Annotated in this window: 19 protein-coding genes; 8 read left to right on the forward strand and 11 right to left on the reverse strand. The window is 71.7% G+C overall.

Translation table 11 applies throughout. From position 1 onward, the window contains the following. Positions 1-3: 3 nt before the first annotated feature. From ACT54X_RS14205 to ACT54X_RS14215, 3 genes are all read left to right on the forward strand, one after another. Positions 4-2,103 (forward strand): acetate--CoA ligase family protein, encoded by a 2,100-nt coding sequence (locus ACT54X_RS14205; protein ID WP_294374275.1) that lies wholly within the window; start codon positions 4-6, stop codon positions 2,101-2,103. 106 nt (positions 2,104-2,209) lie between these two features. Beyond that, positions 2,210-3,103, forward strand: a complete 894-nt coding sequence (locus ACT54X_RS14210) for an alpha/beta fold hydrolase (protein ID WP_294374279.1) — start codon at positions 2,210-2,212, stop codon at positions 3,101-3,103. 281 nt (positions 3,104-3,384) lie between these two features. Next, positions 3,385-3,981: a nitroreductase family protein gene (locus ACT54X_RS14215; RefSeq protein ID WP_476347160.1), complete on the forward strand. Its 597-nt coding sequence runs from the start codon at positions 3,385-3,387 to the stop codon at positions 3,979-3,981. An 18-nt stretch (positions 3,982-3,999) separates the two neighbouring features. On the opposite strand, the gene ACT54X_RS14220 is transcribed toward ACT54X_RS14215, so the two are convergent. From ACT54X_RS14220 to ACT54X_RS14250, 7 genes are read right to left on the reverse strand one after another with little or no spacing between them, the layout of a single operon-like run. Continuing rightward, positions 4,000-4,944 (reverse strand): NAD(P)-dependent oxidoreductase, encoded by a 945-nt coding sequence (locus tag ACT54X_RS14220; RefSeq protein WP_476347162.1) that lies wholly within the window; start codon positions 4,942-4,944, stop codon positions 4,000-4,002. A gap of 13 nt (positions 4,945-4,957) precedes the next feature. Continuing rightward, the gene (locus ACT54X_RS14225; RefSeq protein WP_476347164.1) at positions 4,958-5,935 is read right to left on the reverse strand and encodes a Bug family tripartite tricarboxylate transporter substrate binding protein; all 978 of its coding nucleotides are present in this window, start codon (positions 5,933-5,935) and stop codon (positions 4,958-4,960) included. 41 nt (positions 5,936-5,976) lie between these two features. Then, positions 5,977-6,954 (reverse strand): MBL fold metallo-hydrolase, encoded by a 978-nt coding sequence (locus ACT54X_RS14230; protein WP_476347166.1) that lies wholly within the window; start codon positions 6,952-6,954, stop codon positions 5,977-5,979. Beyond that, complete coding sequence (locus ACT54X_RS14235) at positions 6,951-7,151, reverse strand: DUF2783 domain-containing protein (protein ID WP_234195099.1); 201 nt, start codon at positions 7,149-7,151, stop codon at positions 6,951-6,953. The genes ACT54X_RS14230 and ACT54X_RS14235 overlap by 4 nt, the downstream gene beginning before the upstream one ends. Then, a complete protein-coding gene (locus tag ACT54X_RS14240; protein ID WP_476347168.1) occupies positions 7,148-8,821 on the reverse strand; it encodes an FAD-dependent oxidoreductase in 1,674 nt (557 codons plus the stop codon). Before ACT54X_RS14240 ends, ACT54X_RS14235 begins: the two co-directional genes overlap by 4 nt. Before the next feature lie 19 nt (positions 8,822-8,840). Next, positions 8,841-9,962, reverse strand: coding sequence for an alpha/beta hydrolase family protein (locus ACT54X_RS14245; protein ID WP_294374292.1), 1,122 nt, complete (start codon positions 9,960-9,962; stop codon positions 8,841-8,843). Further along, complete coding sequence (locus ACT54X_RS14250; RefSeq protein WP_294374295.1) at positions 9,955-10,509, reverse strand: VOC family protein; 555 nt, start codon at positions 10,507-10,509, stop codon at positions 9,955-9,957. The genes ACT54X_RS14245 and ACT54X_RS14250 overlap by 8 nt, the downstream gene beginning before the upstream one ends. Positions 10,510-10,616: 107 nt before the next feature. On the opposite strand from ACT54X_RS14250, the gene ACT54X_RS14255 reads away from it, so the two are divergent. The 4 genes from ACT54X_RS14255 (at position 10,617) to ACT54X_RS14270 (ending at position 16,098) form a co-directional block, all read left to right on the forward strand. After that, complete coding sequence (locus ACT54X_RS14255) at positions 10,617-11,513, forward strand: LysR family transcriptional regulator (RefSeq protein WP_294374298.1); 897 nt, start codon at positions 10,617-10,619, stop codon at positions 11,511-11,513. A gap of 12 nt (positions 11,514-11,525) precedes the next feature. Next, positions 11,526-12,479 (forward strand): LysR family transcriptional regulator, encoded by a 954-nt coding sequence (locus ACT54X_RS14260; protein WP_294374301.1) that lies wholly within the window; start codon positions 11,526-11,528, stop codon positions 12,477-12,479. Between the two features lie 103 nt (positions 12,480-12,582). Beyond that, positions 12,583-13,371, forward strand: a complete 789-nt coding sequence (locus tag ACT54X_RS14265; protein ID WP_294374303.1) for a class II aldolase/adducin family protein — start codon at positions 12,583-12,585, stop codon at positions 13,369-13,371. A 480-nt stretch (positions 13,372-13,851) separates the two neighbouring features. Then, entirely contained in the window at positions 13,852-16,098 is a 2,247-nt protein-coding gene (locus ACT54X_RS14270) for a gamma-glutamyltransferase family protein (RefSeq protein ID WP_294374305.1), read from the forward strand. Positions 16,099-16,174: 76 nt separating this feature from the next. Here the strand turns inward: ACT54X_RS14270 and ACT54X_RS14275 are convergent, their stop codons facing one another. Continuing rightward, positions 16,175-17,506 (reverse strand): lyase family protein, encoded by a 1,332-nt coding sequence (locus ACT54X_RS14275; RefSeq protein ID WP_294374308.1) that lies wholly within the window; start codon positions 17,504-17,506, stop codon positions 16,175-16,177. A 23-nt stretch (positions 17,507-17,529) separates the two neighbouring features. Next, entirely contained in the window at positions 17,530-18,537 is a 1,008-nt protein-coding gene (locus tag ACT54X_RS14280) for a Bug family tripartite tricarboxylate transporter substrate binding protein (RefSeq protein ID WP_294374311.1), read from the reverse strand. A 116-nt stretch (positions 18,538-18,653) separates the two neighbouring features. On the opposite strand from ACT54X_RS14280, the gene ACT54X_RS14285 reads away from it, so the two are divergent. After that, the gene (locus tag ACT54X_RS14285) at positions 18,654-19,625 is read left to right on the forward strand and encodes a LysR family transcriptional regulator (protein ID WP_294374313.1); all 972 of its coding nucleotides are present in this window, start codon (positions 18,654-18,656) and stop codon (positions 19,623-19,625) included. Here ACT54X_RS14285 and hpaI read toward each other — a convergent pair. Continuing rightward, positions 19,619-20,416 carry a 4-hydroxy-2-oxoheptanedioate aldolase gene (hpaI, locus tag ACT54X_RS14290; protein WP_294374315.1) on the reverse strand — a complete coding sequence of 266 codons (798 nt, stop codon included), beginning with the start codon at positions 20,414-20,416 and terminating at the stop codon, positions 19,619-19,621. The two genes, ACT54X_RS14285 and hpaI, sit on opposite strands and share 7 nt — an antisense overlap. Positions 20,417-20,444: 28 nt before the next feature. Continuing rightward, entirely contained in the window at positions 20,445-21,914 is a 1,470-nt protein-coding gene (locus tag ACT54X_RS14295) for an NAD-dependent succinate-semialdehyde dehydrogenase (protein ID WP_294374316.1), read from the reverse strand. Positions 21,915-21,977 lie beyond the last annotated feature (63 nt).

Raw genomic sequence — 21,977 nt, forward strand, 5'->3', positions numbered from 1 at the left:
GCCGTGAGCGACGCCATCGCCAGACTCCTGTCGCCACGCAGCGTGGCCGTGATCGGCACCTCGGCCGATCCGAAGAAGACCTCGGGCCGGCCCGTGGCCTACCTGCGCAAGCACGGCTATGCCGGGCGCATCCTGCCGGTCAATCCCAAGGTGGCACAGATCGACGACCTGGTCTGCTATCCCGACATCGCCTCATTGCCCGAGGTGCCCGAAGTGGCCGTGGTGCTGCTGGGCGCCGAGCGCGCCCACCTGGCCGTGAAGGAACTGGCCGAGCGCGGCTGTGCGGCCGCCATCGTGCTGGCCAGCGGCTACACGGAGACGGGCGAGGAGGGCGCGCGGCGCCAGCAGCAGCTCATGGAGGCCGCGGGGTCCATGCGCATCCTGGGGCCCAACACCATCGGCCTGGTCAACCTCACCGACGGCATCGTGCTCTCGCCGTCCGGCGCGCTGGAGATGGACCACTTCCCGGTGGGCGGCATCGGCGTCGTGTCGCAAAGCGGCGGCATCCTGGGCTCGCTGCTGTCGCGCGCGGCGGCGCGGGGCATCGGCCTGTCGAAGCTCATCGCCACCAGCAACGAGGTCGACCTGGAGCTGGCCGACTTCATCGAGCACCTGGCCGACGACCCGGCCACGCGGGTCATCGCGCTCTATGTGGAGGCGGTGCGCAATCCGGCGCGCTTCCGGGCGGCCTGCCTGAAGGCGGCGCGCGCCGGCAAGCCGGTGGTGGCCTTCAAGATCGGCCGCTCCGAGGCCGGCGCGCAGGCGGCCGTCTCGCACACCGGCGCCATGGCCGGGGCCGACCGCATGTACGGCGCGCTGTTCCGCCAGGTGGGCGTGATCCGCGCGCAGAGCTTCTCGGATCTGCTGGACATTCCCGCAGCGCTGGCCACAGGCCGGCAGCTTCAGGGACGGCGCGTGGCCGTCCTCACCTCCACCGGGGGCGCGGGCACGCTGGTGTCGGACGACCTGGGCGTGGCCGGCTTCGAGACGCCCGCGCCCGATGCGGCCACGGCCCAGGCGCTGCGCGCCCTGCAGACCGGCAGCGAGGCCGTGCTGGACCGCAACCCCATCGACGTGACGCTGGCCGGCCTGCGGCCCGACCTGCTGCGAGGCGCCATCCGCACGCTGCTGGCGAGCCCCAGCTACGACGCGCTGGTGATCATCGTGGGCAGCTCCAGTCTGGCCATGCCCGAGCTGCTGGCCGGGGCCATCCAGGACTGCCTGCCCGATTCCGACAAGCCGGTGATGGCCTACGTGAGCCCGCATGCGCCGGAGATCGGCGCGCTGCTGACGCGCCGTGGCGTGCCGGCCTTCGCGGCGGCCGAAAGCTGCACGGCAGCGCTGGCCGGCATGCTGCATGTCGCCGGCTTCGAAGTGCCCGCCGACGGGGTAGCCGCGGGGGTGCCCGTCGATGCCGGCGATCTGCCCAGCGGCTCGCTGGACGAGGCCGCGGCCAAGGCCGTGTTCGCCCGCTTCGGCGTGCCCTGCGCGGCCGAACGGGTGGTGCACGATGCGCGCGAGGCCGAGGCGGCGGCGCGCGCGCTGGGCGGGCGCGTGGTGCTCAAGATCCTGTCTTCGCAGATCACGCACAAGAGCGACGTCGGCGGCGTGGCGGTCGGCCTGGACGCGCAAACCGTCGGGCCGCGCCTGGCGCAGATGGCCGCAGAGGTCGAGGCCCGCGCGGGCGTGCTGCCGCAGCGCTTCCTGGTGCAGCAGATGGTCTCGGGCGGAACCGAGCTGATCCTGGGCCTGCACCGCGATGCGCTGGGCACGGCCGTGCTGCTGGGCATGGGCGGCGTCACGGCCGAGCTGTTCCAGGACACGACCCTGCGTCTGTTGTCCCAGCAGGACGGACGGCTCCTGCCGCTCGGCCGCGCCGATGCGCTGGCCATGGCGCAGTCACTCAAGACCTGGCCGCTGCTGGACGGCTTCCGCGGCCGGCCCAAGGCCGACGTCGCGGCGCTGGTCGACGCCATCGTGGCCTTCTCCGCCATGGCCGCACAGCTGGGCGAGCGCATCGTGGAGGCCGAGATCAACCCGGTCTTCGTGCTGCCCGAGGGCCAGGGTGTGCGCGCGGCCGACGGCGTGCTGGTGCTGGCCTGAATGGCTGAAACGCCTCGTCAGACGCGCCGCCGTGCGCCCCTCTCCCACGAGGGGAGAGGGCGCAAGGCCGGCCGGCAGGTCAAGCCGTTCGCAGCACACTCAGCCCATGACGCCAGATCCTTCGCCGCCCCCCACCGACTTCGCCCCACGCGCACCGCGCGCCAGCCGGCTCGACGCCCTGGCGCGGCAGCTGGACACCGGCCCCAGCGGCAGCCGCGTGCGCTGGCGCGGTTGGGGAACCCACCACACGGGGCGGGCCCCGCTGGTGCTGCTGCATGGCGGCCATGGCAACTGGATGCACTGGGTCCGCAACATCGAGGCGCTGGCCGCAGACCGCGCCGTGTGGGTGCCCGACATGCCGGGTTACGGCGATTCCGACGCGCTCGACGAGGGCAGCTTCGACACCTTGGTCGAGCGGCTGATGGCCGGCATCGCGCAGTTGCCGGGCGCTGGCAAGCAAGGCGTCGACCTGGCCGGCTTCTCCTTCGGCGGACTGGTCGCGGCGCATCTGGCCGCCCGGGCGGCCGCGGCCTCGGACGAGACGGTCGCGCGCATCCATCACCTGCTCCTGCTCGGCCCCGCCGGCCATGGCGGCGCCCGCCGTCCGCGCGGCCCCTTGCATGACTGGCATGCCGCCGCCCAGGCGCAGGACCATGCGGCGCTTGCGGCCATCATGCGCCACAACCTGCTCATGCACATGCTGCACGACGAGGCCGCCATTGACGACGAGGCGCTGGCCGTGCACACCCGGGCCTGCCAGGCCACCCGCTTTCGCAGCAAACGGCTGTCGCGGGCTGGCGGCCTGCAGTCGGTGCTGGCGGCCCATGCCGGTCCGGTCGCGGCCGTGTGGGGCGCCCACGACGTGACGGCCGATCCGGCCGAAGCCGCGGCGCTCGTCGGCTGTCCGACGCATGTCATTCCCGGCGCCGGGCACTGGGTCCAGTACGAGGCCGCAGCGCAGGTCGATGCCTGGCTGCGCGATGCGCTCGGCGTGGACTGAAGGCGCCGCCCGCGCCGTGCAAGGCCGAGGCGGCGCTCGCCATGGTGGCGGCCTCGCGCCGCTGTGTCGTGCTGGCCGATCACAGCAAGATTGGCCCGCCCACGTCCTGGCCGCGAGCACGACAGCGTCAGCGGCCCGATACCCGGGGATGGCATGATTTGACGCGGCGCATCCGCCCACTGGGCGTGCAGCCCGGACCCGACCGCGGCGTCCGGGCCGGTGCGCGCCTGCCTGCCGGGCATGCCGCTTGCACGTGTGTCCCTTCCCCTGGAGTTTTTCGAATGAGCAACCCCCGTCAACCCGCCCATCCCATCGATCCCCTGTTCACCGAGCGCTGGTCGCCGCGCGCCTTCACCGAGGAGGCCATCGCCGAGCCCGCTCTCATGAGCCTGCTCGAAGCCGCGCGCTGGGCGCCCTCCGCCTACAACGTGCAGCCCTGGCGCTTCATCTACGCGCGCCGCGATACGGCCGCCTGGCAGCCCATCTTCGACAGCCTCGTCGAGTTCAACCAGATGTGGACGAAGCGCGCCGCCGCGCTGGTGGTGATCGCCTCGGCCCGCGAAGCCGTGTTCCCGGGCAAGACCGAGCCGGTGGCCAACGCCTCGCATGCCTTCGATGCTGGCGCCGCCTGGGCCAGCCTGGCCTTCCAGGCGCAGTTGTCGGGCTGGTCGGCCCATGCCATGGCCGGCTTCGACGCCGGCAAGCTGCGCACGGCCATCGGCCTGCCCGAGATGTACGCCATCGACACCGTCGTGGCCGTGGGCCGGAAGGGCGATCCGGCCGTGCTGCCCGAAGGCATCCGCGCGCGTGAAGTGCCGAGCGACCGCCGGCCGCTGGCGGAGTCGGCCTTCGAGGGCACGTTCGGCGCGCAGGGCTGATCCGCACCGCGGCGCGGCTCAGGCCGCGCCAGCGGACGGGCTGCGGATCTCCACGCCCATCTGCGTCTCCACCCAGCGCACCAGTTCGGAGACGCTCGCGCCAGGGCCTCGCGCCTCGTCCGCGGCCTGCCACAGCGCCAGGCCGGCGGCACTGAGCGGCGCGGGCATGTCCTGCGACTTGGCGAGGTCCAGCGCGATGCCCATGTCCTTGAGCATCAGTTCGAGCTTGAACGGGTCGTCGAAGCGCCGGCTGAGCACCCGCTGGTCGATGTGGGTGCGGGTGATCCACGAGCCGCCGGTCGATTCGTTGAGCACCTGCGTCATCACGGCCGGGTCCAGCCCGGCCCGTGTGCCGAGCGCCAGACCCTCGGCGGTGGCGGTCAGCGTCAGCGCCGTCACCAGGTTGTTCAGGCACTTCATCGTGTGGCCGGCGCCCAGCCCTCCGAGGTGGAACACCGCGCGGCCCATCGCGTCCAGCAGGGGCCGCACGCGCGCCACGTCCGCGGCGGTGCCGCCCACCATGAAGACCAGCTCGGCCGCCTGGGCGCCCCAGGCCGCGCCCGAGACGGGCGCGTCCACCATGGCGATGCCGCGGGCCGCCAGGCCTTCGGCCGTCTCGCGCGTGAGCCAGGGCTCGGCCGAGGAGGTGTCCAGCAGCAGGCCACCCGCCTGCCAGCCGGCCAGCAGGCCCGTCTCCGGCGCGAAGACCACGTCGCGCACGACGCGGCCGTTGGGCAGCATGGTGACGACGATGTCGCTGTGGCGGGCCACCTCGCAGGCCGTGGCGCAGGGGCGGAGGCCCGGCTGAGCCTCGGCCAGGGCGGTCGCGACGCCGGCCTGCGCATCGTGCACCGCCACGGCGTGGCCGGCACGGGCCAGGTGGCCGGCCATGGGGCCGCCCATCACACCCAGACCAATGAAGCCGACGCGCAGGGCGGCAGACGTGGATGCAGCGTCGTGCATGCCAGCCGCCCGCTCAGTCCAGCTGCACGCCTGACGTGCGGATGACCTGGCCCCAGTACGCGCTCTGGGCGCGCGCCATGTCGTAGAACTCCTTGGGCGTGCCCGGCAGGGCCTCGAAGCCGAATTCGCCGAACACCTGCTGCACGCGCGGCGCCTGCAGCGCCTTGCGCAGCTCGGCGTTGAGTTTCTCGACGACGGGCGCCGGCATGCCCGCCGGCCCGATGAGGCCGTGGAAGGCAAAGGCGTTGACCTCCGGGTAGCCCAGCTCGTTGAAGGTGGGCACGTCGGGCAGGGCCTTGGCGCGCTGGGGCAGCGCGATGGCCAGGGCGCGAAGCTTGCCGCTCTTGAGGTAGGGCAGGGCGGTGCCCAGGTCCAGCATCATCATCGGCACCTGGCCGCCCATCATGTCCTGCAGCGCGGGGGCGGCGCCCTTGTAGGCCACGTGCGTGATGGTGAGGCCCGCCTTCTGCTTGAGCAGCTCCATGGCCATGTGGTGCGGCGTGCCGATGCCGGGCGAGCCGTAGCTCGCCTTGTCGCCGCTGGCCTTCACATAGGCGACGAACTGCTGCAGGTTCTGCGCCTGGAAGTCGCTGCGCACCACCAGCGCGATCGGGATGCGGCCGATGGCGCCGATGTAGGTGAAGTCGGAGGCCGGCTTGTAGGGCAGCTTGGCGAACATGTGCTCGTTGAAGAGCAGGGCCGCGTTCTCCGCCTGCATGACGGTGTAGCCGTCGGGCTTGGCCTGCATCAGCAGGCCGACCGCGATGTTGGTCGAGGCGCCGGGCCGGTTGTCGATCAGCACCGGCTGGCCGATGGAGGGCTGCATCGCATCGGCCAGCTGGCGCGCGATGCTGTCGGTGCCGCCGCCGGCGGCGTAGGGCACCAGCCACTTGATGGGCTGGCTGGGATAGGCGCCCTGGGCCAGCGCGGCACCGGCAGTGGCGGCGGCCAGGGCCAGGGCGGCGCCCAGGCGATGGAAGAAGCGGGTCATGGGGTTGTCTCCTGTGTTGTGATCGATGCGAAGGAAGGCGCTCAGCCGTGCAGCACCTGCCAGAGCGCGCGGTCGCGCTCGGCGGTCCACACGACCGGATGCTCGGTGCCGGTGAGCTCGTCGTAGGCGCGCGAGACGTCGAAGGGCAGCACATGGCGGAACACCGGCCAGTCGCCGAAGCGCGGCACCATGGCCGCCTCGGCCCGCGCAAAGCAGCCCTTGAGCGATTCGCCGGCGTCGATGCCGGCCTGCACGGCGCCCAGCAGCGTGGCCAGGAAGTCCTGCGTCAGGCGGATGGCCTCGGTGCAGGCGGCCTCGCCCTGCAGCACGGCGCCGCGGCCGGGCACCAGGGTGCGTGGGTGCAGGGCGGCCACGGCGTCGAGCGTGGCCGCCCAGTCGCGGATGTAGGCATCGCCGGCATAGACGCCGCAGCGGTTCTCCACGACATCGCCCGAGAAGCACACGCCGGCCTCCGGCAGCCAGGCCACGGTGTCGCCGCTGGAATGGCCGCGGCCCAGCGCCAGCAGCTGCAGCTCGCGGCCGCCACCCAGCCACAGGCTCATGCGGCTGTCGAAGCTGATCGTGGGCAGGGTCAGGCCCGGGATCTCTTCCACGCCTTCGAACAGGCGCGGAAAGCGGCCCACCTCGGAGTCGAAGTCGGCCTGGCCGCGGGTGCGGATCCAGTCCAGCGTGCCCTGGCTGGCGATGATGGCCTGCACCTCGTCGAAGGCGCTGGCACCCATCACGCGCACGGCGTGGTAGTGCGTGAGCACGATGGTGCGCACCGGCTTGTCGGTGACGCTGCGGATGGCCGCCAGGAAGTCGCGCGCCATGCGCGGCGTGGGCCGGGTGTCGATCAGCACGACCTGGTCCTCGGCGACGACGAAGCCGCAGTTGGGATCGAAGTCGCTGATGTAGCCATAGACGTCGGGCGCCAGCAGGGTCAGGCGCGGCTTCTGCTCGCGGGTGTCGGAGGCCGAGGCGAAGGAGACGGTGGCGGGCGCGGTGGTGGCGGTCATGGGGCAGGGGTGTCGGTGTCGAGGGCGGCGGCGCGGATGCAGTCCAGCAGCACCTGCTGGTCGCCGCACTGGTTGGCCAGCAGCAGCACGAGGCGGGCATTGAGGTCGGCGCTCTGCGCCTCGCTCAGGCCCTCATGGGCCTGCAGCAGGGCGGCATAGAAGCCGTCGGGGTCGGGGATGTGGGGCTCGGTGATCATGGGGCGGGCGTGGAAGGGACAGCGGGCGTCAGGGCGGTGTCGAGCGCCTGGCGCAGGCCGTCGGCCGTGGCGGCGGGCAGCAAGGCGGCGCGGTAGGCGTCGGGGCGCACCAGCAGCAGGCTGCCGGGCTGTTGCAGGCCCAGGTGTGCGAGTTCGGCCGCACCCGCCGCATGGCCGGGGAGGCCGCAGGCGGTATCGGCACGCGGGCCCACCGCCACCAGCCGGATCGGCCGCCCGGCGACGGCGCCCAGGGCCGCATCCACCTGCGCCGGCCCGGGCGCATGCCACAGGCCCAGCCAGTGCGTGCCGGGCCGCAGCAGCGCCGCGAGCGAGGTGGACTGGCCTTGCGCATCGGCCAGGGGCACGTTCTGCACCGTCCGACTGCCGCTGGGCTGCCAGGGCGAGGGCGGGTAGTCGTTGGCGACCGACATGCGGCCCGTGTTGACCAGACTGCGCGCGAAGGGATGGCGCGCGGCGAGTGCGACCACGGCCCGGCGCAGCACATGCTCGGCGGGCGACCGCGGCGCCAGGAAGCGCGCCGAGCGGCTGGTCACCGCCAGGTTCTGCACGGCCGCGGGCCGGCGCTCGGCGTCGTAGCTGTCCAGCAGGGTGGCGGGCGCCTGGTCGCTCAGCACCAGGGCCAGCTTCCAGGCCAGGTTGGCGGCGTCCTGGATGCCGGTGTTGCCGCCACGCGCGCCGAAGGGGCTGACCACATGGGCCGCGTCGCCGATGAAGAAGATGCGGCCGTGGCGGAAGCGTTCCAGCAGATGGTCGCGGTAGCCGTAGGGGCCGATCCAGACGAACTCGAAGTCCACGTCGGGCCCCAGCTGCTCGCGCAGGCGGGCGGCGGCCACCTCGGGCAGGCTGACCTCGGCGGGGTCGGCGTCCTCGGGCATCTGGTAGTCCATGCGCCAGACGCCGTCGGCCATCAGGTGCTGCCACACGCCGCGGCCTTCGTTGAAGGGCGCGTCCACCCAGGTCCAGCGCTCGACGGGCAGCGGCTTTTTGAAGCGCACGTCGCTGATGCACCAGCGGTCGGTGCTGCGCGAGGCATGGGCCGGCAGGGCCAGCTGGGTGCGGATCGGGCTGTTCGCGCCGGTGGCGTCGATCAGGTGATCGGCGTCGAGGGCGTAGCGGCCCGCGGGTGTCTCGACCTGCAGGCGCACGCCGTCGTCTTGCGGTTCCACCTCCAGCACGCGGTTCTTCCAGCGCAGGTCGGTCAGGCCCAGTTCGAGGATGCGGTCCACCAGGAACCACTCCACGTAGAACTGCTGCAGGTTGATGAAGGGCGGCTGCGCCGAGACGCTGTCGGTGCGCAGGTTGAAGCTGTAGACCTCGGTGTCGCCCGAGAAGGTCCGGCCGAAGGACCAGGTGGCGCCCTTGGCCGCGATGCGCTCGTAGATGCCCAGCCGCGCGAAGATCTCCAGGCTCTTCTGCGCGTAGCAGATGCCGCGCGACGAGGCGCCGCGCACGCCGACGGTGTCGTCCTCGTCCAGCAGCACGCTGCGGATGCCGCGGCTGGCCAGGTCGCAGGCCAGCGTGAGGCCCGACAGGCCGCCACCGACGATCACGACCGGATGGCGTCCGGCCTCGCCTGCCGAAAGTTCGGGCGGTGGCACGAAGGGCCACTGCGGCAGTTCGTAGGGTGGGGCGAAGGTGAAGGCGTCCATGGTGGAAGGCGCTCCCTGTTCAGAGGGCGTGGCAGAAGGCGGCGATGGCATCCGCCGCTTCGCGCACCAGGTGCGGCTGGCCAGCCAGGTAGTGGTTGCCGCCCACGATGTCGACGTTGCGGATGGTGCCGCCACCCGCCGCCAGCCAGGCGTCGCGCGTGCTGGGAAAGGTGGACTGGTCGGCGGTGTAGGTCAGCAGCAGCTTTGGGCAGGTGGTGCGGGCCAGGTTGGTGGGCCCGTCCGCCTGCGAGCGCGAGGACCACTGCGACAGGAAGGCCGTGAGCGAGGTGGTGCGGCCCATGGCGTTGGCCGAATAGTTGACCTGCCGCGCGTCGCCCCACACGCTGCCGGGCGCACGGTCGTTGGCGTCCAGCGACAGGTCCACGCAGCGCGGATCGGCATGGGTGCGGTAGACGATGAAGGCCTGGTCGCGCGGCGCGCCGGGCGTGGCGCGCAGTTGTTCGAGGCGGGCCAGCACCCACTGCTCGATGCGCTGCAGCCGGGCCTGCTGGGCGCCCTTGAAGCGCGCCAGGAAGGCCGGGCTGTAGGGCCGCGCATGGCGGGGGTCGTACATGTCGAGCGCCGGGTCCACGGAGAGCGGGTCGTGCTCGTCCGTGACCGAGGGGTCGATCCAGTCGGCCAGCAGCCGGCTGCGGCCCAGGTGCGCCGCGCACAGGGCGATGCCGGCCACCGGCGGCAGGTCGGCCGGATGCAGGCCGCTCGGGTCGCCGTCGGGCAGGTGGGTGGCCGTCAACTGCTCGGCCTGCGCCTGGTAGAAGCTGGCCAGCGCCGCCCCGCCCGAGTTGCCGATCAGCACCACCCGGTCGTACCCCTGCGACTGCAGGAACTGGACGCCCGCGCCCAGGTCCTGGATGGCCCGCTCCATCAGCAGCACGGTGTCGTTGCCCATGTAGCGCGAGTTGAGGCCCAGGCAGCACACGCCGCGCTCGGCCAGCGGGCCGATCAGGTAGTGGCCCATAAAGTTGCTGGTCGGATGCATGACGATGGCGGCCACCCGTGCGCCACCGGGCGGTGCCATCCAGGCGCCGTAGATGCGCGGCCGCAGCATCTGCAGGCCCGACTGGCTTTCCAGCGCGGCGCCGGGCCGTACGTCGATGACGGCGAGTTGCGGCTCAGCCATGGTGCGGGCGCACCTCGCGCAGGCGGGCCTTGCGCTGGGTCCAGTCGTCGAGCGCGGCGCGGGCCCGGCGGGCATGCGCGTCCATCTCGGCCTGCGGCACGGTGGGCGTGGTCAGCTCCACGCGGATGCCGTTCGGATCGAAGAAGTAGATCGAGCCGATGATGTGGTGGTCGGTGATGCCCAGCACCGGCACGCCCGCAGCCTCGATGCGGGCCTTGGCCGCGCGCAGCTCCTCCACCGTGTCCACCCGCAGCGCGATGTGGTTGACCCAGGCGGGCGTGTTGGGCGAGGGGGCCGCCACCGTGTCGTCGCCCAGGTCGAAGAAGGCGATGTAAGAGCCGTCGCGCATCTGGAAGAAGATGTGCACGTAGGGGCAGTGTTCGCCGGTGCTGGGAACGTGCTCGTTCTTGATCACGTGCACGAGCGGCAGGCCAAGCAGGTCCTCCCAGAAGCGGCGGGTTTCCTCGCCATCGCGGCAGCGCCAGGCGAAGTGGTGCAGGCCGCGGATGGGCACGGGGTCGTGCGGCGATGGGGTGGGCTCTGGCATGGTGTCTCCGTCTCGCGAGGCCGCCATGGGCCCGCGTTGCCGCGATTGGGCACGAGGCGTTTCTATGATGCAATCGAAATAAATTCATCGATTGATGAAGGAAGTCCATGAATCTCACCCTGCGCCAGCTGCGCGCCTTCGCCGCCGTGGCCGAGGCCGGCAGCTTCACGGCGGCGGCGCGGCAGCTGCACCTGACCCAGTCGGCCCTGAGCGTGCTGGTGCGTGAGCTCGAGCGCGAGATGGGCGTGCAGCTGCTGGATCGCCACACGCGTGCGGTCGAACTCTCCGAGGCGGGCCGCGAGTTCCTGCCCTCGGTGCACCGCCTGCTCGCCGAGCTGAGCACCGCGGTGGCGAGCGTCACCGACCTGCGCGACAAGAAGAAGGGCCTGCTTCGTCTGGCCGCGCCCCAGCTGATGGCCTGTACCTTCATCCCGCGCGCAGTGGCGGCCTACCGGCAGCGCCACCCGGAGGTGGAGGTGCGCGTCTCCGACACGCTGCCCGAGCAGCTGCTGGCCGGCATGCGCGCGGGCGACGTGGAGGTGGCCGTGGGCCAGGACATGCCGGTGGACGAGGCCGTGCTGCGACGCCCGCTGCTGCGCGACCGCCACTGGCTGATCTGCCCGGCGGACCATCCGCTGGCCCGGCGCCGCAGCGTGCGCTGGCGCGAGCTGGGCCCCTGGACCTTCATCGCGCCGACGCGCGACTTCCGCCAGCGCATCGCGCCGGAGGTGGACGCCGAGGTGCGCGCCCTGCTCAACGGACCGCAGACACAGGAGGTGTCGTACATGACCACCGCGCTCGGCATGGTGGCGAGCGGCCTGGGCCTCACGGTCTGTCCGACCTATTCGGCGCCGCTGGTGCGGGCCTGGGGCCTGGCGATGGTGCGGCTGGCCGAGCCGGACTTCCACCGCGAGGTGTGCGTCTACACGCCGGCCCGGCGCTCGCTGTCGCCAGCCGCGGCCAGCTTCGTGGACATGCTGCTGGCCAACCCCACGCTTGCCTGAGGAGGGCCGTCCATGCTGCTGAACCTGCGCGAACTCCAGGCCTTCAAGGCCATCGCCGAACTCGGCTCATTGGGCCGGGCTGCCGAGGCGCTGTCGCTGACGCAGCCGGCCCTCACCCGCACGCTCAAGCGGCTGGAAGGGCAGCTGGGCGTGCCGCTCTTCGAGCGCCATCCGCACGGCATGGCGCTGACGAGCTATGGGCAGGCGCTCGTGCCGCATGCGGGGCTGCTGCTCAGCGGCTCGGACGAGGCGCTGCGCGCGGTCAACGAGTTGCTGGGCCTGTCGCGCGGCACGGTGCGCATCGGCGCGGTCTCCAGCGCCGTGGAGCACCTGCTGCCGCCGGCCATCGAGCGGCTGCTCGCGGCCCATCCGCCACTGCAGGTGCAGATCGTGGAGGGGCTGTCCGACGAGCTGCTGCTGGCGCTGGCCCGGGGCGAGGTGGACCTGGCCCTGGGCTTTTCGGCGGCCGAGGACGAGGACGTGGCGCTGGTCTCGGAAAGCGGCTGGCAGGAGGGCTGCCATGTGGTCTGCGGAGCGGGCCATCGGCTGCTGGCGCGCTCGCCGGTGGGCCTGGCCGACCTGGGGGGCGAGCGCTGGGTACTGCCGCCCCGGCGCATGGGTCCGCGCGAGGAATGGCAACAGCTCTTCTGGGACCACGGCCTGCCCGCGCCGGCGGTGGCGGTGGAGGCGCGCTCGATCAACGCCATCCGCGCGCTGGTGGCGACCCGCGGCTTCCTCAGCTGGATGCCCCGGTTGCTGCTCGGCGGCGCGCAGCCGATGCCCCGGCCCATCGAGGTGCTGCCCGTTCGCGAGGTGCAGGCGGTGCGCAGCTTTGCGCTGTACCAGCGTCGCCGTGGACTGCTGCCGCCGGCGGCCGCTGCCCTGCGCGACGAACTGCTGAAGCAGGTGGCGGCCCTGCCATCCTCGGCGGCGCCGCGGCGCCCCCGGCGGGCGGCTCGGGGTTAACACCGCATACCGATCCGCTATGGCATCGCGCGCCGATGTCATGGGGGCCTCGGCACGTCGCTTCCTAGACTGCCGTGCATTCCCACTCAAGGAGACCGGCAAGATGGACGACCAGGATTGGCAACGGGTGCTGCAGGCGCGGCGCGAACAGGTGCGCGGCCAGGTCAGCGCGCAGGAGTGGGCGGCGCGCGAGGACCTCGCCGCCTGCTACCGGCTGTGCGTGCACTACCGCATGACGGACATGATCTACAACCACATCTCGCTGCGGGTGCCGGGCCGTCACGATCAGTTCCTCATCAATGCCTTCGGCCTGCTCTACAGCGAGGTCAGCGCCTCCAACCTCATCAAGGTGGACCTGGACGGCCAGCCGGTGGACGAGACCGAGCTGGAGGCCAACCCGGCCGGCTTCGTCATCCACGCGGCGGTGCACAAGGCCCGGCCCGACGTGGACTGCGTCTTCCACACCCACACGCGTGCGGGTGTGGCCATCTCTGCGCAGCAGGAAGGGCTGCTGCCGCTTTCGCAGCATGCGATGCGCTTCTACCAGCGCATCGGCTACCACGACTACGAGGGTATCGCCCTCGACCTGGACGAGCAGCAGCGCCTGGTGCGCGACCTGGGGCCGCACAAGGCGCTGATCCTGCGCAACCATGGCCTGCTCACGGCCGGCGCCACGGTGCGCGATGCCTTCGAGGAGATGTACTACCTGGAGTTGGCCTGCCAGATCCAGCTCGATGCCACCGCCAGCGGCCGGCCCGTGGTGCTGCCCCCACCCGCGGTGTGCGCGCATGCCGCCGAGCAGTTCGCCGGCTCGAACAGCTACATCCGCAACCGCGACTGGCAGGCGCTGAGGCGCATGCTGGACCAGACGGATCCGGGTTATCGGCAGTGAAAGGGCTCAGCGGCCGGGCCACGCGTGCCGGACGTGGCCTGCGGCGTGGCGCTGGGGCGATGGCGGCATGCTGGCCGCTCCGGTGGTATCGGGGGACAGCCCAGAAAAAAAGCCCGACCAGGTCGGGCTTCAACGCATTTCTGCGGATTGGCAGGGAGGCGCCAAACACCCCGTTGCCGAGGCAGGCGAAGTTTAAGGGCGGAGGTGTCGTATCGGGATAGGAAATTCTTCACTGTTTGTCCATTCCCCTTTCGGTTGATGGAGCAACGAAAAGCGAATTGACGTTAACAAAGGGTGGCAGGGCCTGCAGGCGCGACGGACCGCGCGTCGCCGAACGCACCTGCTCCTCGGCTCTATCCCCTGCACCCGCCCTTCGACTGTGAAGGGCGTGACATCTGCATCGCAGCGGGGCGGGCACATTCCGTGCTTTTTCACGTTCAATCGGTCCTCCGGACCTTTCCGCTGAACCCCCTTCATCCCATGCACTTCCCTCTCTCCCGTACCGTGACGGCGACGCTCCTCGCCGTTGCGGCCGGCTGGCTCACCGGCTGCGGTGGCGGCTCGGGCGCCAACGTTTCCCTGGCCGCAGCCCTCCCACAGCCGCCTTCCGCAGGCACGCCCGCACCGGCGCCGGCACCCGCAACCCCCGAGCCCACGGCGCCCACGCGCACCGTCAGCTTCGACCCGGCGCTGTGCACGCTCCAGGCGGGCGCACCCTATGGCCAGACCGTGGGCATCACGGGCACCCACATGATGGTCACCTCGGCCGACGTGCAGGCCTCGATGGCGGGTTGCCGCATCCTGGCTTCGGGGGGCTCCGCCATCGATGCGGCCATCACGGTGCAGGCCATGCTCAACGTGACGGAGCCCTTCGCTTCGGGCCTGGGCGGCGGCACGGTCATCACCTACTACGATGCCGCGACCAAGAAGGTGCGCGCCTTCGACGGCTTCTCGGCCGCCCCGGCCACCACCGGCGGCGTGGCGGACATCTACCGGGCCGTGGCGCAGGACGTGAGCACCACCAACGGCTTCAATGTCTGCAAGACCGGCCTCGCGGCGGGCTCCAGCATCTCCTCGCAGCAGGGCAATACCAACATCTCCGCCCGCGCGGCCGGCGTGCCGGGCACGCTGGCGGTGCTGGACCTGGTGCACAAGTCCTATGGCCGCCTGGCATGGAACAAGCTGTGGGACGAGAGCATCGCCACCGCCGCCAACGGCTTTCCGATGACGAAGTACATGTACCAGACGCTGTACGCCGACTCGGGCGAGTACGACGACGACGGCAACCCGGTGTCCGCCGGCAGCGGCGTGCCGGCCTGGGTCAATTCGGCCGGCACGGTGCGCGGTGCGGCCCGTTGCAAATACCCCGACATCAACGCCCGCTACTGCCTGCCGAGCGACACCACCAAGCAGCAGCCGCTGCCCGTGGGCACGCTGATCCGCAATGCCGAGCTGGCCGATACGCTGACCAAGGTGCGCGACGGCGGCGCCGCCGCCTTCTACGATCCGGCCGGCACCATCGCGCCGGCCATCGTGGCCAAGCTCACCACCGGCCAGTTGCCCTGTGCGTCGGTCCTGCCCTCGGCCGGCACCAGCAGCAACCCCAGCACTGCCAGCACCATCGCCCGCATCCCCAGCCTGATGACCGCGGCGGACTTCGCCAGCTACAAGGCGGTGGAGCGCAAGCCGCTGGTGGGCACGCGCTTCGGCATGACCATCTACACGCAGCCGGCGCCGTCCTTCGGCGGCGTGGTCACGCTCTACAACCTGGCGCTGCTGGAGCGCAAGGCGATTGCCGACACGGCCTTCAACAGCACCGCGTGGCTGCACCTGGTGACCGAAGGAAGCCGGCTGGCCAATGCCGACCGCCGCAACGTGGTGGGCGATCCGGCGTACTCCAACATCAACGAGCGCGTGGCGGCCCTGCTGTCGCCGGCCTACTTGGCCAGCCGGGCTGCGCTCATCGGCGACACGGCGCTGGGGACGGTTTCGGCCGGCGGCACGGGCGACGGCATTCCCGCCTTCAGCAGCACCGATCCGACGGTCTACGACCCAATGGCCAGTGCCCGGACCTCGCCCGTCGTGCTGGCGCGCCACACTGCGCCCCGGTCGACGCGCCTGGCAAAAGCCGCGGCCGAGGCCGGCCAGGAGGACTGGAACACCACCAGCAACGTCGCCATCATCGACGGCTGGGGCAATGCGCTGTCGATGACCACCACCATCAACACGCACTGGGGGGCGCACATCGAGGCGGCGGGCATGATGATCAACAACGTCATGTCGAACTTCTCTGCCAGCACGCCGGGCCTGGACGTCAACGGCTACGCCGCATTCAAGCGCCCGCGCAGCTCCATCGCGCCGGCCATCGCCTTCGATGCGGAGGGGCGCATGCGGCTGGTGTGGGGTTCGGCCGGCGGCGGCCCGATCCCCGACTACATCGTCAAGACCTTCCTGGGCCATGTGGTCTACGGCATGGACCTGCAGGCCGCGATCAACGCCGACAACTTCACCGGTCAGAACGGCATCGCCCAGCTCGAAGCCGGCAAGCCCATCGCGGACGAAGTGGCGCGCCTGATCAGCGGCTATGGCAACACCAGCAGCAACGCGCAGGTGACGGGGTTGACCAGCGGCCTGTCGGGCATCGCCGTGGGCTACGACGCCAACGGCTTCCCCATCTATCGCGGCGCGGCGGACAACCGGCGCAACGGCGGGGCGAGCGGGTACTGAGGACCGACCGCGCCTGCGGCGGCCCGTGATGCCAGACGCCGGGCCCCGTGCGGTGCCTGTGGTGTGACCGTCCGCCCTAGCGCTGGCGCTGGCGCACCCGAGCCACGGCCGCATCGGTGATCGCCACCGCCTGGCCAAGGTGACTGGTGGCGTCGAACAACCCTGGCGTCTCGGCCAGCAGCGGCGCGAGCGTGGGGTCTGCCAGGGCCGCCTGCTGCAGCGAGCAGCCCCGCGCCTGGGCGGTGCGGGCGAGCTGCTTCATCTTCTCGTGCGCGCTGTGCTTGCCCAGGCGGCCGGCCAGGGCGAAGGTGATGGCTTCGGACAGCACCAGCCCCTGGCTGCGCGCCAGGTTGGCCGCCATGTTCTGTGGCATCACCACCAGCACGTCGAGCAGCCGCTGCAGCATCGCCAGCAGGTCGCCCATGCCGACGCACAGGTCGCGCAGCACCTCGCCATGCTGGGCCGAGTCGCGCTCGTACACGATGCCGATCCAGGCCAGCAGCGGCTGCAGACGACCGCTCACTTCGCGCGCGCGCGACACCACCTCGATGCTCAGCGAGGGGTTGCTCTTGTGCGGCATGGTCGAGGAGCCGACCGCCCCGGTGGCCTCGCGCAGCTCGTCCAGGTCGTCGCCGCACAGCAGGAAGATCTCCTGCCCGATGTGGCCCGCCGTCCCGGCCGCCAGGGCGACGGCGCAGCCGAACTCGGCGAAGCGATCGCGGCTGCCCTTCCAGTCCACGGCCTCGGGCGTGTCCAGGCCCAGCTCGGCCATCACCTCGCGCTCGATGGCGGGGCCGGCATCGCCGAAGGAGGCATAGGTGCCCACGGCCCCGCTCAGGATGCCGGTGCGGTAGCGCGCCAGCCAGCCCTGCAGCCGCTCGATGCTGCGGCCATGCTCGGCCAGCCAGGTCGCCACCTTCATGCCGAAGGTGAAGGGAAGCGCATGGCGCCCCAGCGTGCGGGCCACCATGGGCGTGGCGCGGTGTTCGGCGGCAATGTCGGCCAGGCGCTGCTCGATGCCGCGCATCTGCGACACCAGCCGCGTGCCGGCTGCCTGCAACTGCTGCACCAGCACCGTATTGAACAGGTCGGCGGTGGTGGCGCCGTAGTGCAGCCATTCGCGGCTCTCGGGCGCCAGCTGCGCGCGCCAGGTGTCGAGGATCGCCACCAGCGGATGGCCCACCTCCGCGCGATGCCGGGCCCATTCGTCCTCGGGAAAGAAGGACAGCTGCGCCTTGGCGGCCATGTCCTCGGCCGCGGCCTGCGGGATCAGCCCGCGCCGCGCCTGCACGCGGGCCAGTGCGGCCTCGAAGGCCAGGATGCCGGCCACGCTGGCGCGGGCCGAGAAGATCTGGCGCACCGCGGCGCCTTCGGGCGTGGCACTGGGGTCGTCGGACAGGCAGAGCAAGGCGGTCGTCCTCGGCGTCGTCTTCAGCGGTCGAGCTTCACCGTGGCGGCGAGCTTGCGGTAGCGGGCGTCTTCGCGCGCCATCAGTTCCCCGAACTGCGCCGGCGTGCCCGGTTCGACGCGGTAGCCGAGCTTGGCGAGGCCTTCGCGCACCTCTGGCTTGGCCAGGGTCTGCGTCAGGGCTGCGTTCATGGCCGCGATCACGGCGGCCGGCGTCTTCGCCGGCGCGAGCAGGCCCATCCACGCGTCGGTGGTGAAGCCTTTGATCTCGCGGCCTTCGTTGATGGTGGCGATGTCCTTGGCGCGTTCGTCGCGGTGCAGGCTCATCAGGCCCAGCGACTTGATCTTGCCGTCCTGGATGTAGCCGATGGCCGAGGGCAGGGTGATGACGGCCAGGTCGACCTGGCCGCCCAGCAGGTCGGCATTGAGTGGCGCGGCGCCCTTGTAGGGCACGGTGAGCCAGTCGACCTTGGCCTGGCTGGCCAGCATGGCGGTGGCCACATGCTGCAGTGTGCCCAGGCCGGGCACGCCGACGTTCAGGGTGCCGGGCTTCCGGCGCGCCAGCGCGAGCAACTCATCGATGGTGTTGGCGGGCAGCTTGGGGTTGGCCACCAGCACGAAGGGCGTGACGCCGATCTCGCCGATGGGCGCGAGGTCCTGATGCTTGTAGGGCGTGCCGGCCGTGACGATGGGCGCGAGCACCACCTCGTTGACGGTCCCGGCCAGCAGCGTATAGCCATCGGGCGCGGCGCGCACCACCTTCTGCGCTGCGATGGCGCCCGACGCGCCGGCCACGTTGTCCACCACCACGGTCTGGCCCAGCACCTGGCCCAGGTGCTGGGCGACCAGCCGCGTGACGGTGTCGGTGGCCCCGCCGGCCGGGAAGGGCACGACCAGGCTGATCGGTTTGGCCGGGTAGTTCTGGGCAGCGACCAGGCCGCCGGACAGCGCCAGCGCGGCGCCGAAGGCGGCGCGGGCGAGGAGCGTGCGGCGGTCGAGGCCGGCGTGGGCATGGCGGCGGAAGGTCTGCATGAGGTCGTCTCCGGCGATGTGGGGTGCGGCAGATTCTTGGCGCCGCCTGTCCAGGCAGCAACGCACGACTGGGCCTAAGCTATAGGGCCAACCTATAGCCAAACCCATCCCGACCCATGCCCGCCGCCGATGCCGCCGCCTCCCTCGCCCGCCGTCTGCTGCACTACGCCCGTCCGCGGCAACTGCAACTGGTCGTACGCATGGCCGAGCTGGGGGCGATGCAGAAGGCCGCTGCCGATCTGGGCATGAGCCAGCCCTCGGCCACCGAGGCGCTCAACCGGGTCGAGGCGCTGCTGGACCTCACGCTCTTCGACCGCCACGCGCGCGGCGTGCGCCTCACGCGCGAGGGCGCGCTGCTGCTGCCGGCGTTGCGGCGCGCTCTGGACGCGTTCGACCTGCTGGCCGGCGATGCGGCCCGCATCGCGCACGGCGCCGGCGGCCTGGTGCGACTTGCCGGCATTGCGGCGGCCAGCACGGCCATCGCCGCGCCGGCGCTGCCGGCCCTGTGCGCGGCCCAGCCGGCGCTGTGGCTCGACTACCGTGAGATCGAGGCCGCCGACATTGCCGCCGTGTGCCAGGACCGCACGGCCGACTTGGTGCTGTGCCGGGCCTCGGTGCAGGTGCCGGCGGGCCATGACTTCACGCCGCTGCGCGCGGACCGCATCGGCGTCTACTGCGCGAGCGACCATCCGCTGGCGCGGCGCAGCAGCGTGGACCTGCAACGCTGCGCCAAGGAGACCTGGTTGCTGCCGCCCGAGGGCTCGCCGCCGCACGCGGCCTTCGCGGCGCTGTGCGACACGCTCGGTGCCCCGCCGCCGGTGGCGCGGGTGAGCACGCGCACGCTGGCGCTCGGCGTCGCGCTGGTGTGCGAACTGCGGCTGCTGTACGTGGGGCTGGACAGCCACATGGACCGCTTCGTCGCATCGGGTCGGCTGCACCGGCTGCCCATCGACGTACCGGGGGCGCCGGTGCCCATCGGTTGCCTGCATCCGCAGCAGCCGGCGTCGGAGGCGGCGGCCACCGTGCTGACGCACCTGGTGCGGTGGGCCTCAGGCGGTGAACACAGCGCCAGGCCTGATGCTCAGTAGGGACCGGCCTGCGGGGCGGCGCCCACGCCCGCGCCGCGGCCGAAGTCGGCCGCCAGCTTGCGCGTGGCCTGCACCAGCAGCGTGATGTCCAGGCCCACGGCCACGAAGGTGGCGCCCAGGTCCAGGTAACGGCGTGCCAGCGTGGCATCGCTGGTCAGCGTGCCGGCGGCCTTGCCGCTCGCCACGATGGTGCGGATGGCATCGTCGATGGCCGCCAGCACCTCGGGATGGCCGGCCTTGCCGCGGTGGCCCATCGACGCCGCCAGGTCGGCCGGGCCGATGAAGACGCCGTCCACGCCATCGACGGCGCAGATCGCCTCCAGGTTCTGCAGCGCCGTGCGGGTCTCGGCCTGCACCAGCAGGCAGACCTCGTCGTTGGCCTCGTCCAGGTAGTCGCGCCGCCCGCCCCAGCGCGAGGCCCGGGCCACGGCGGCCCCGACGCCGCGGATGCCTTCGGGTGGATAGCGCGTGGCCGACACCAGCGCCGCGGCCTGCTCGGCCGTGTCCACCATGGGCACCAGCAGCGTCTGCGCGCCGATGTCCAGCAGTTGCTTGATGAGGGCGGTGTCGCCGTTGACGGCCCGCACCACCGGATGGCTGGGGTAGGCCGCCACCGATTGCAGCTGCGGCAGGATGCTGAGCACGTTGTTGGGCGCATGCTCGCCGTCGATCAGCAGCCAGTCGAAACCGGCCGTGGCGCAGGCCTCGGCCGCGTAGGCATCGGCCATCGACAGCCAGAGGCCGACCTGGGCCTGGCGCGCGGCCAGGGCGTTCTTGAAGGGATTGCTCATGGCGAAGTCTTTCGTTCTCTCGTCTCGTTCAGTCCAGCTGTCCCTGGCAGACGTACTTGATGTGCAGGTAGTCGTCGAGCCCGTGCACCGAGCCCTCGCGGCCGTAGCCCGATTCCTTGACACCCCCGAAAGGCGCGGCCTCGGCCGCCAGGGCGCCTTCGTTGATGCCGACGATACCCGTCTCCAGCGCGTCGGCCACGCGCCAGATGCGCCGCACGTCCTGGCTGTAGAAGTAGGCGGCCAGGCCGAAGGGCGTGTCGTTGGCGGCGGCGATGACCTCGGCCTCGTCGTCGAAACGGGTCAGCGGTACCACCGGGCCGAAGGTCTCCTCGCAACTGCAGGCCATCTGCGCGGTGGCGCCGGTGAGCACGGTGGGCGCGAAGTAGTGCGGGCCCAGCGCGTCCAGCCGCCGGCCTCCGACGAGCACGGTCGCGCCCTGGGCGACGGCGTCCTGCACATGGCGCTCGATCTTCTCGACCGCGCGGGCATTGATCATGGGACCGATCTGCGAGGCGGGATCGCTGGCCGGGCCGACCTTGAGCGCGCCGACCCGCTGGGCCAGCTTGCGCGCGAAGGCATCGTGCACCGCGCCGTGCACGAACACGCGGTTGGGGCAGACGCAGGTCTGGCCGCCGTTGCGGAACTTGGCCGCCATCAGGCCCTCGACGGCCGCGTCCAGGTCGGCGTCCTCGAAGACGATGAAGGGCGCATTGCCGCCCAGCTCCAGCGACAGCTTCTTGAGCGTGTCGGCGCTGCGCCGCGCCAAGTGCTTGCCCACCGGTGTGGAGCCGGTGAAGGTGATCTTGCGCACCCGCGGATCGTCCAGCCAGGCATCCACCACCGCAGGCGTGCGCTCGCGCGAGGCGGTGACGATGTTGAGCACGCCGGGCGGCACGCCGGCCTCGTGGGCCAGCAGCACCAGGGCCAGCGAGGTGAGCGGCGTGTCCTCGGCGGGCTTGCACACCACAGTGCAGCCGGCGGCCAGGGCGGGCGCGATCTTGCGGGCGATCATGGCGGCCGGGAAGTTCCAGGGCGTGATGGCGGCCACCACGCCCACCGGTTCGCGCAGCGCGAACATGCGCCGGCCCGGCATGGGCGCGGGGATCACCTCGCCGTTCATGCGTGTGGCCTGCTCGGCGAACCATTCGATGTAGCTGGCCGCGTAGGCCACCTCGCCCTTGCCTTCGGCCAGCGGCTTGCCCTGCTCGCGGCTGATGAGGCGGCCCAGGTCTTCCTGATGCGCCATCACCAGGTCGTTCCAGCGCTTGAGGATGGCTGCGCGCTGACGCGCCGGCACCTTGCGCCAGGCGCCGAAGGCCGCCTGGGCCGCATCGACCGCGGCACGGGCCTGGGCCGGCCCGGAATCCGGCACCTGCGCGATGCGCTCGCCGGTCGCGGGGTCGGTCACGGGCAGCCAGTCCTCGACGTCGTCGCGCCAGTGGCCATCGATGAAATTGGCGGTGCGCACCAGCTCGGCGCGCGAAAGGGTCAGGGACATGGGGCGAGGCTCAAAAATGTGGCGAGTGGAAGGCGTCAGGGTTGCATGGGGCGCCCGAAGGCC

This window comes from Pseudacidovorax sp. DMC4, assembly GCF_056314265.1.

Coding starts and splice junctions, on each gene's coding strand:
- ACT54X_RS14260 (WP_294374301.1), top strand. CDS start 11,526: ATGCTGCTGAACCTGCGCGAACTCCAGGCCTTCAAGGCCATCGCCGAA.
- ACT54X_RS14225 (WP_476347164.1), bottom strand. CDS start 5,935: ATGACCCGCTTCTTCCATCGCCTGGGCGCCGCCCTGGCCCTGGCCGCC.
- hpaI (WP_294374315.1), bottom strand. CDS start 20,416: ATGAGCAATCCCTTCAAGAACGCCCTGGCCGCGCGCCAGGCCCAGGTC.
- ACT54X_RS14295 (WP_294374316.1), bottom strand. CDS start 21,914: ATGTCCCTGACCCTTTCGCGCGCCGAGCTGGTGCGCACCGCCAATTTC.
- ACT54X_RS14250 (WP_294374295.1), bottom strand. CDS start 10,509: ATGCCAGAGCCCACCCCATCGCCGCACGACCCCGTGCCCATCCGCGGC.
- ACT54X_RS14245 (WP_294374292.1), bottom strand. CDS start 9,962: ATGGCTGAGCCGCAACTCGCCGTCATCGACGTACGGCCCGGCGCCGCG.
- ACT54X_RS14220 (WP_476347162.1), bottom strand. CDS start 4,944: ATGCACGACGCTGCATCCACGTCTGCCGCCCTGCGCGTCGGCTTCATT.
- ACT54X_RS14280 (WP_294374311.1), bottom strand. CDS start 18,537: ATGCAGACCTTCCGCCGCCATGCCCACGCCGGCCTCGACCGCCGCACG.
- ACT54X_RS14265 (WP_294374303.1), top strand. CDS start 12,583: ATGGACGACCAGGATTGGCAACGGGTGCTGCAGGCGCGGCGCGAACAG.
- ACT54X_RS14210 (WP_294374279.1), top strand. CDS start 2,210: ATGACGCCAGATCCTTCGCCGCCCCCCACCGACTTCGCCCCACGCGCA.
- ACT54X_RS14215 (WP_476347160.1), top strand. CDS start 3,385: ATGAGCAACCCCCGTCAACCCGCCCATCCCATCGATCCCCTGTTCACC.
- ACT54X_RS14270 (WP_294374305.1), top strand. CDS start 13,852: ATGCACTTCCCTCTCTCCCGTACCGTGACGGCGACGCTCCTCGCCGTT.
- ACT54X_RS14235 (WP_234195099.1), bottom strand. CDS start 7,151: ATGATCACCGAGCCCCACATCCCCGACCCCGACGGCTTCTATGCCGCC.
- ACT54X_RS14240 (WP_476347168.1), bottom strand. CDS start 8,821: ATGGACGCCTTCACCTTCGCCCCACCCTACGAACTGCCGCAGTGGCCC.
- ACT54X_RS14285 (WP_294374313.1), top strand. CDS start 18,654: ATGCCCGCCGCCGATGCCGCCGCCTCCCTCGCCCGCCGTCTGCTGCAC.
- ACT54X_RS14255 (WP_294374298.1), top strand. CDS start 10,617: ATGAATCTCACCCTGCGCCAGCTGCGCGCCTTCGCCGCCGTGGCCGAG.
- ACT54X_RS14230 (WP_476347166.1), bottom strand. CDS start 6,954: ATGACCGCCACCACCGCGCCCGCCACCGTCTCCTTCGCCTCGGCCTCC.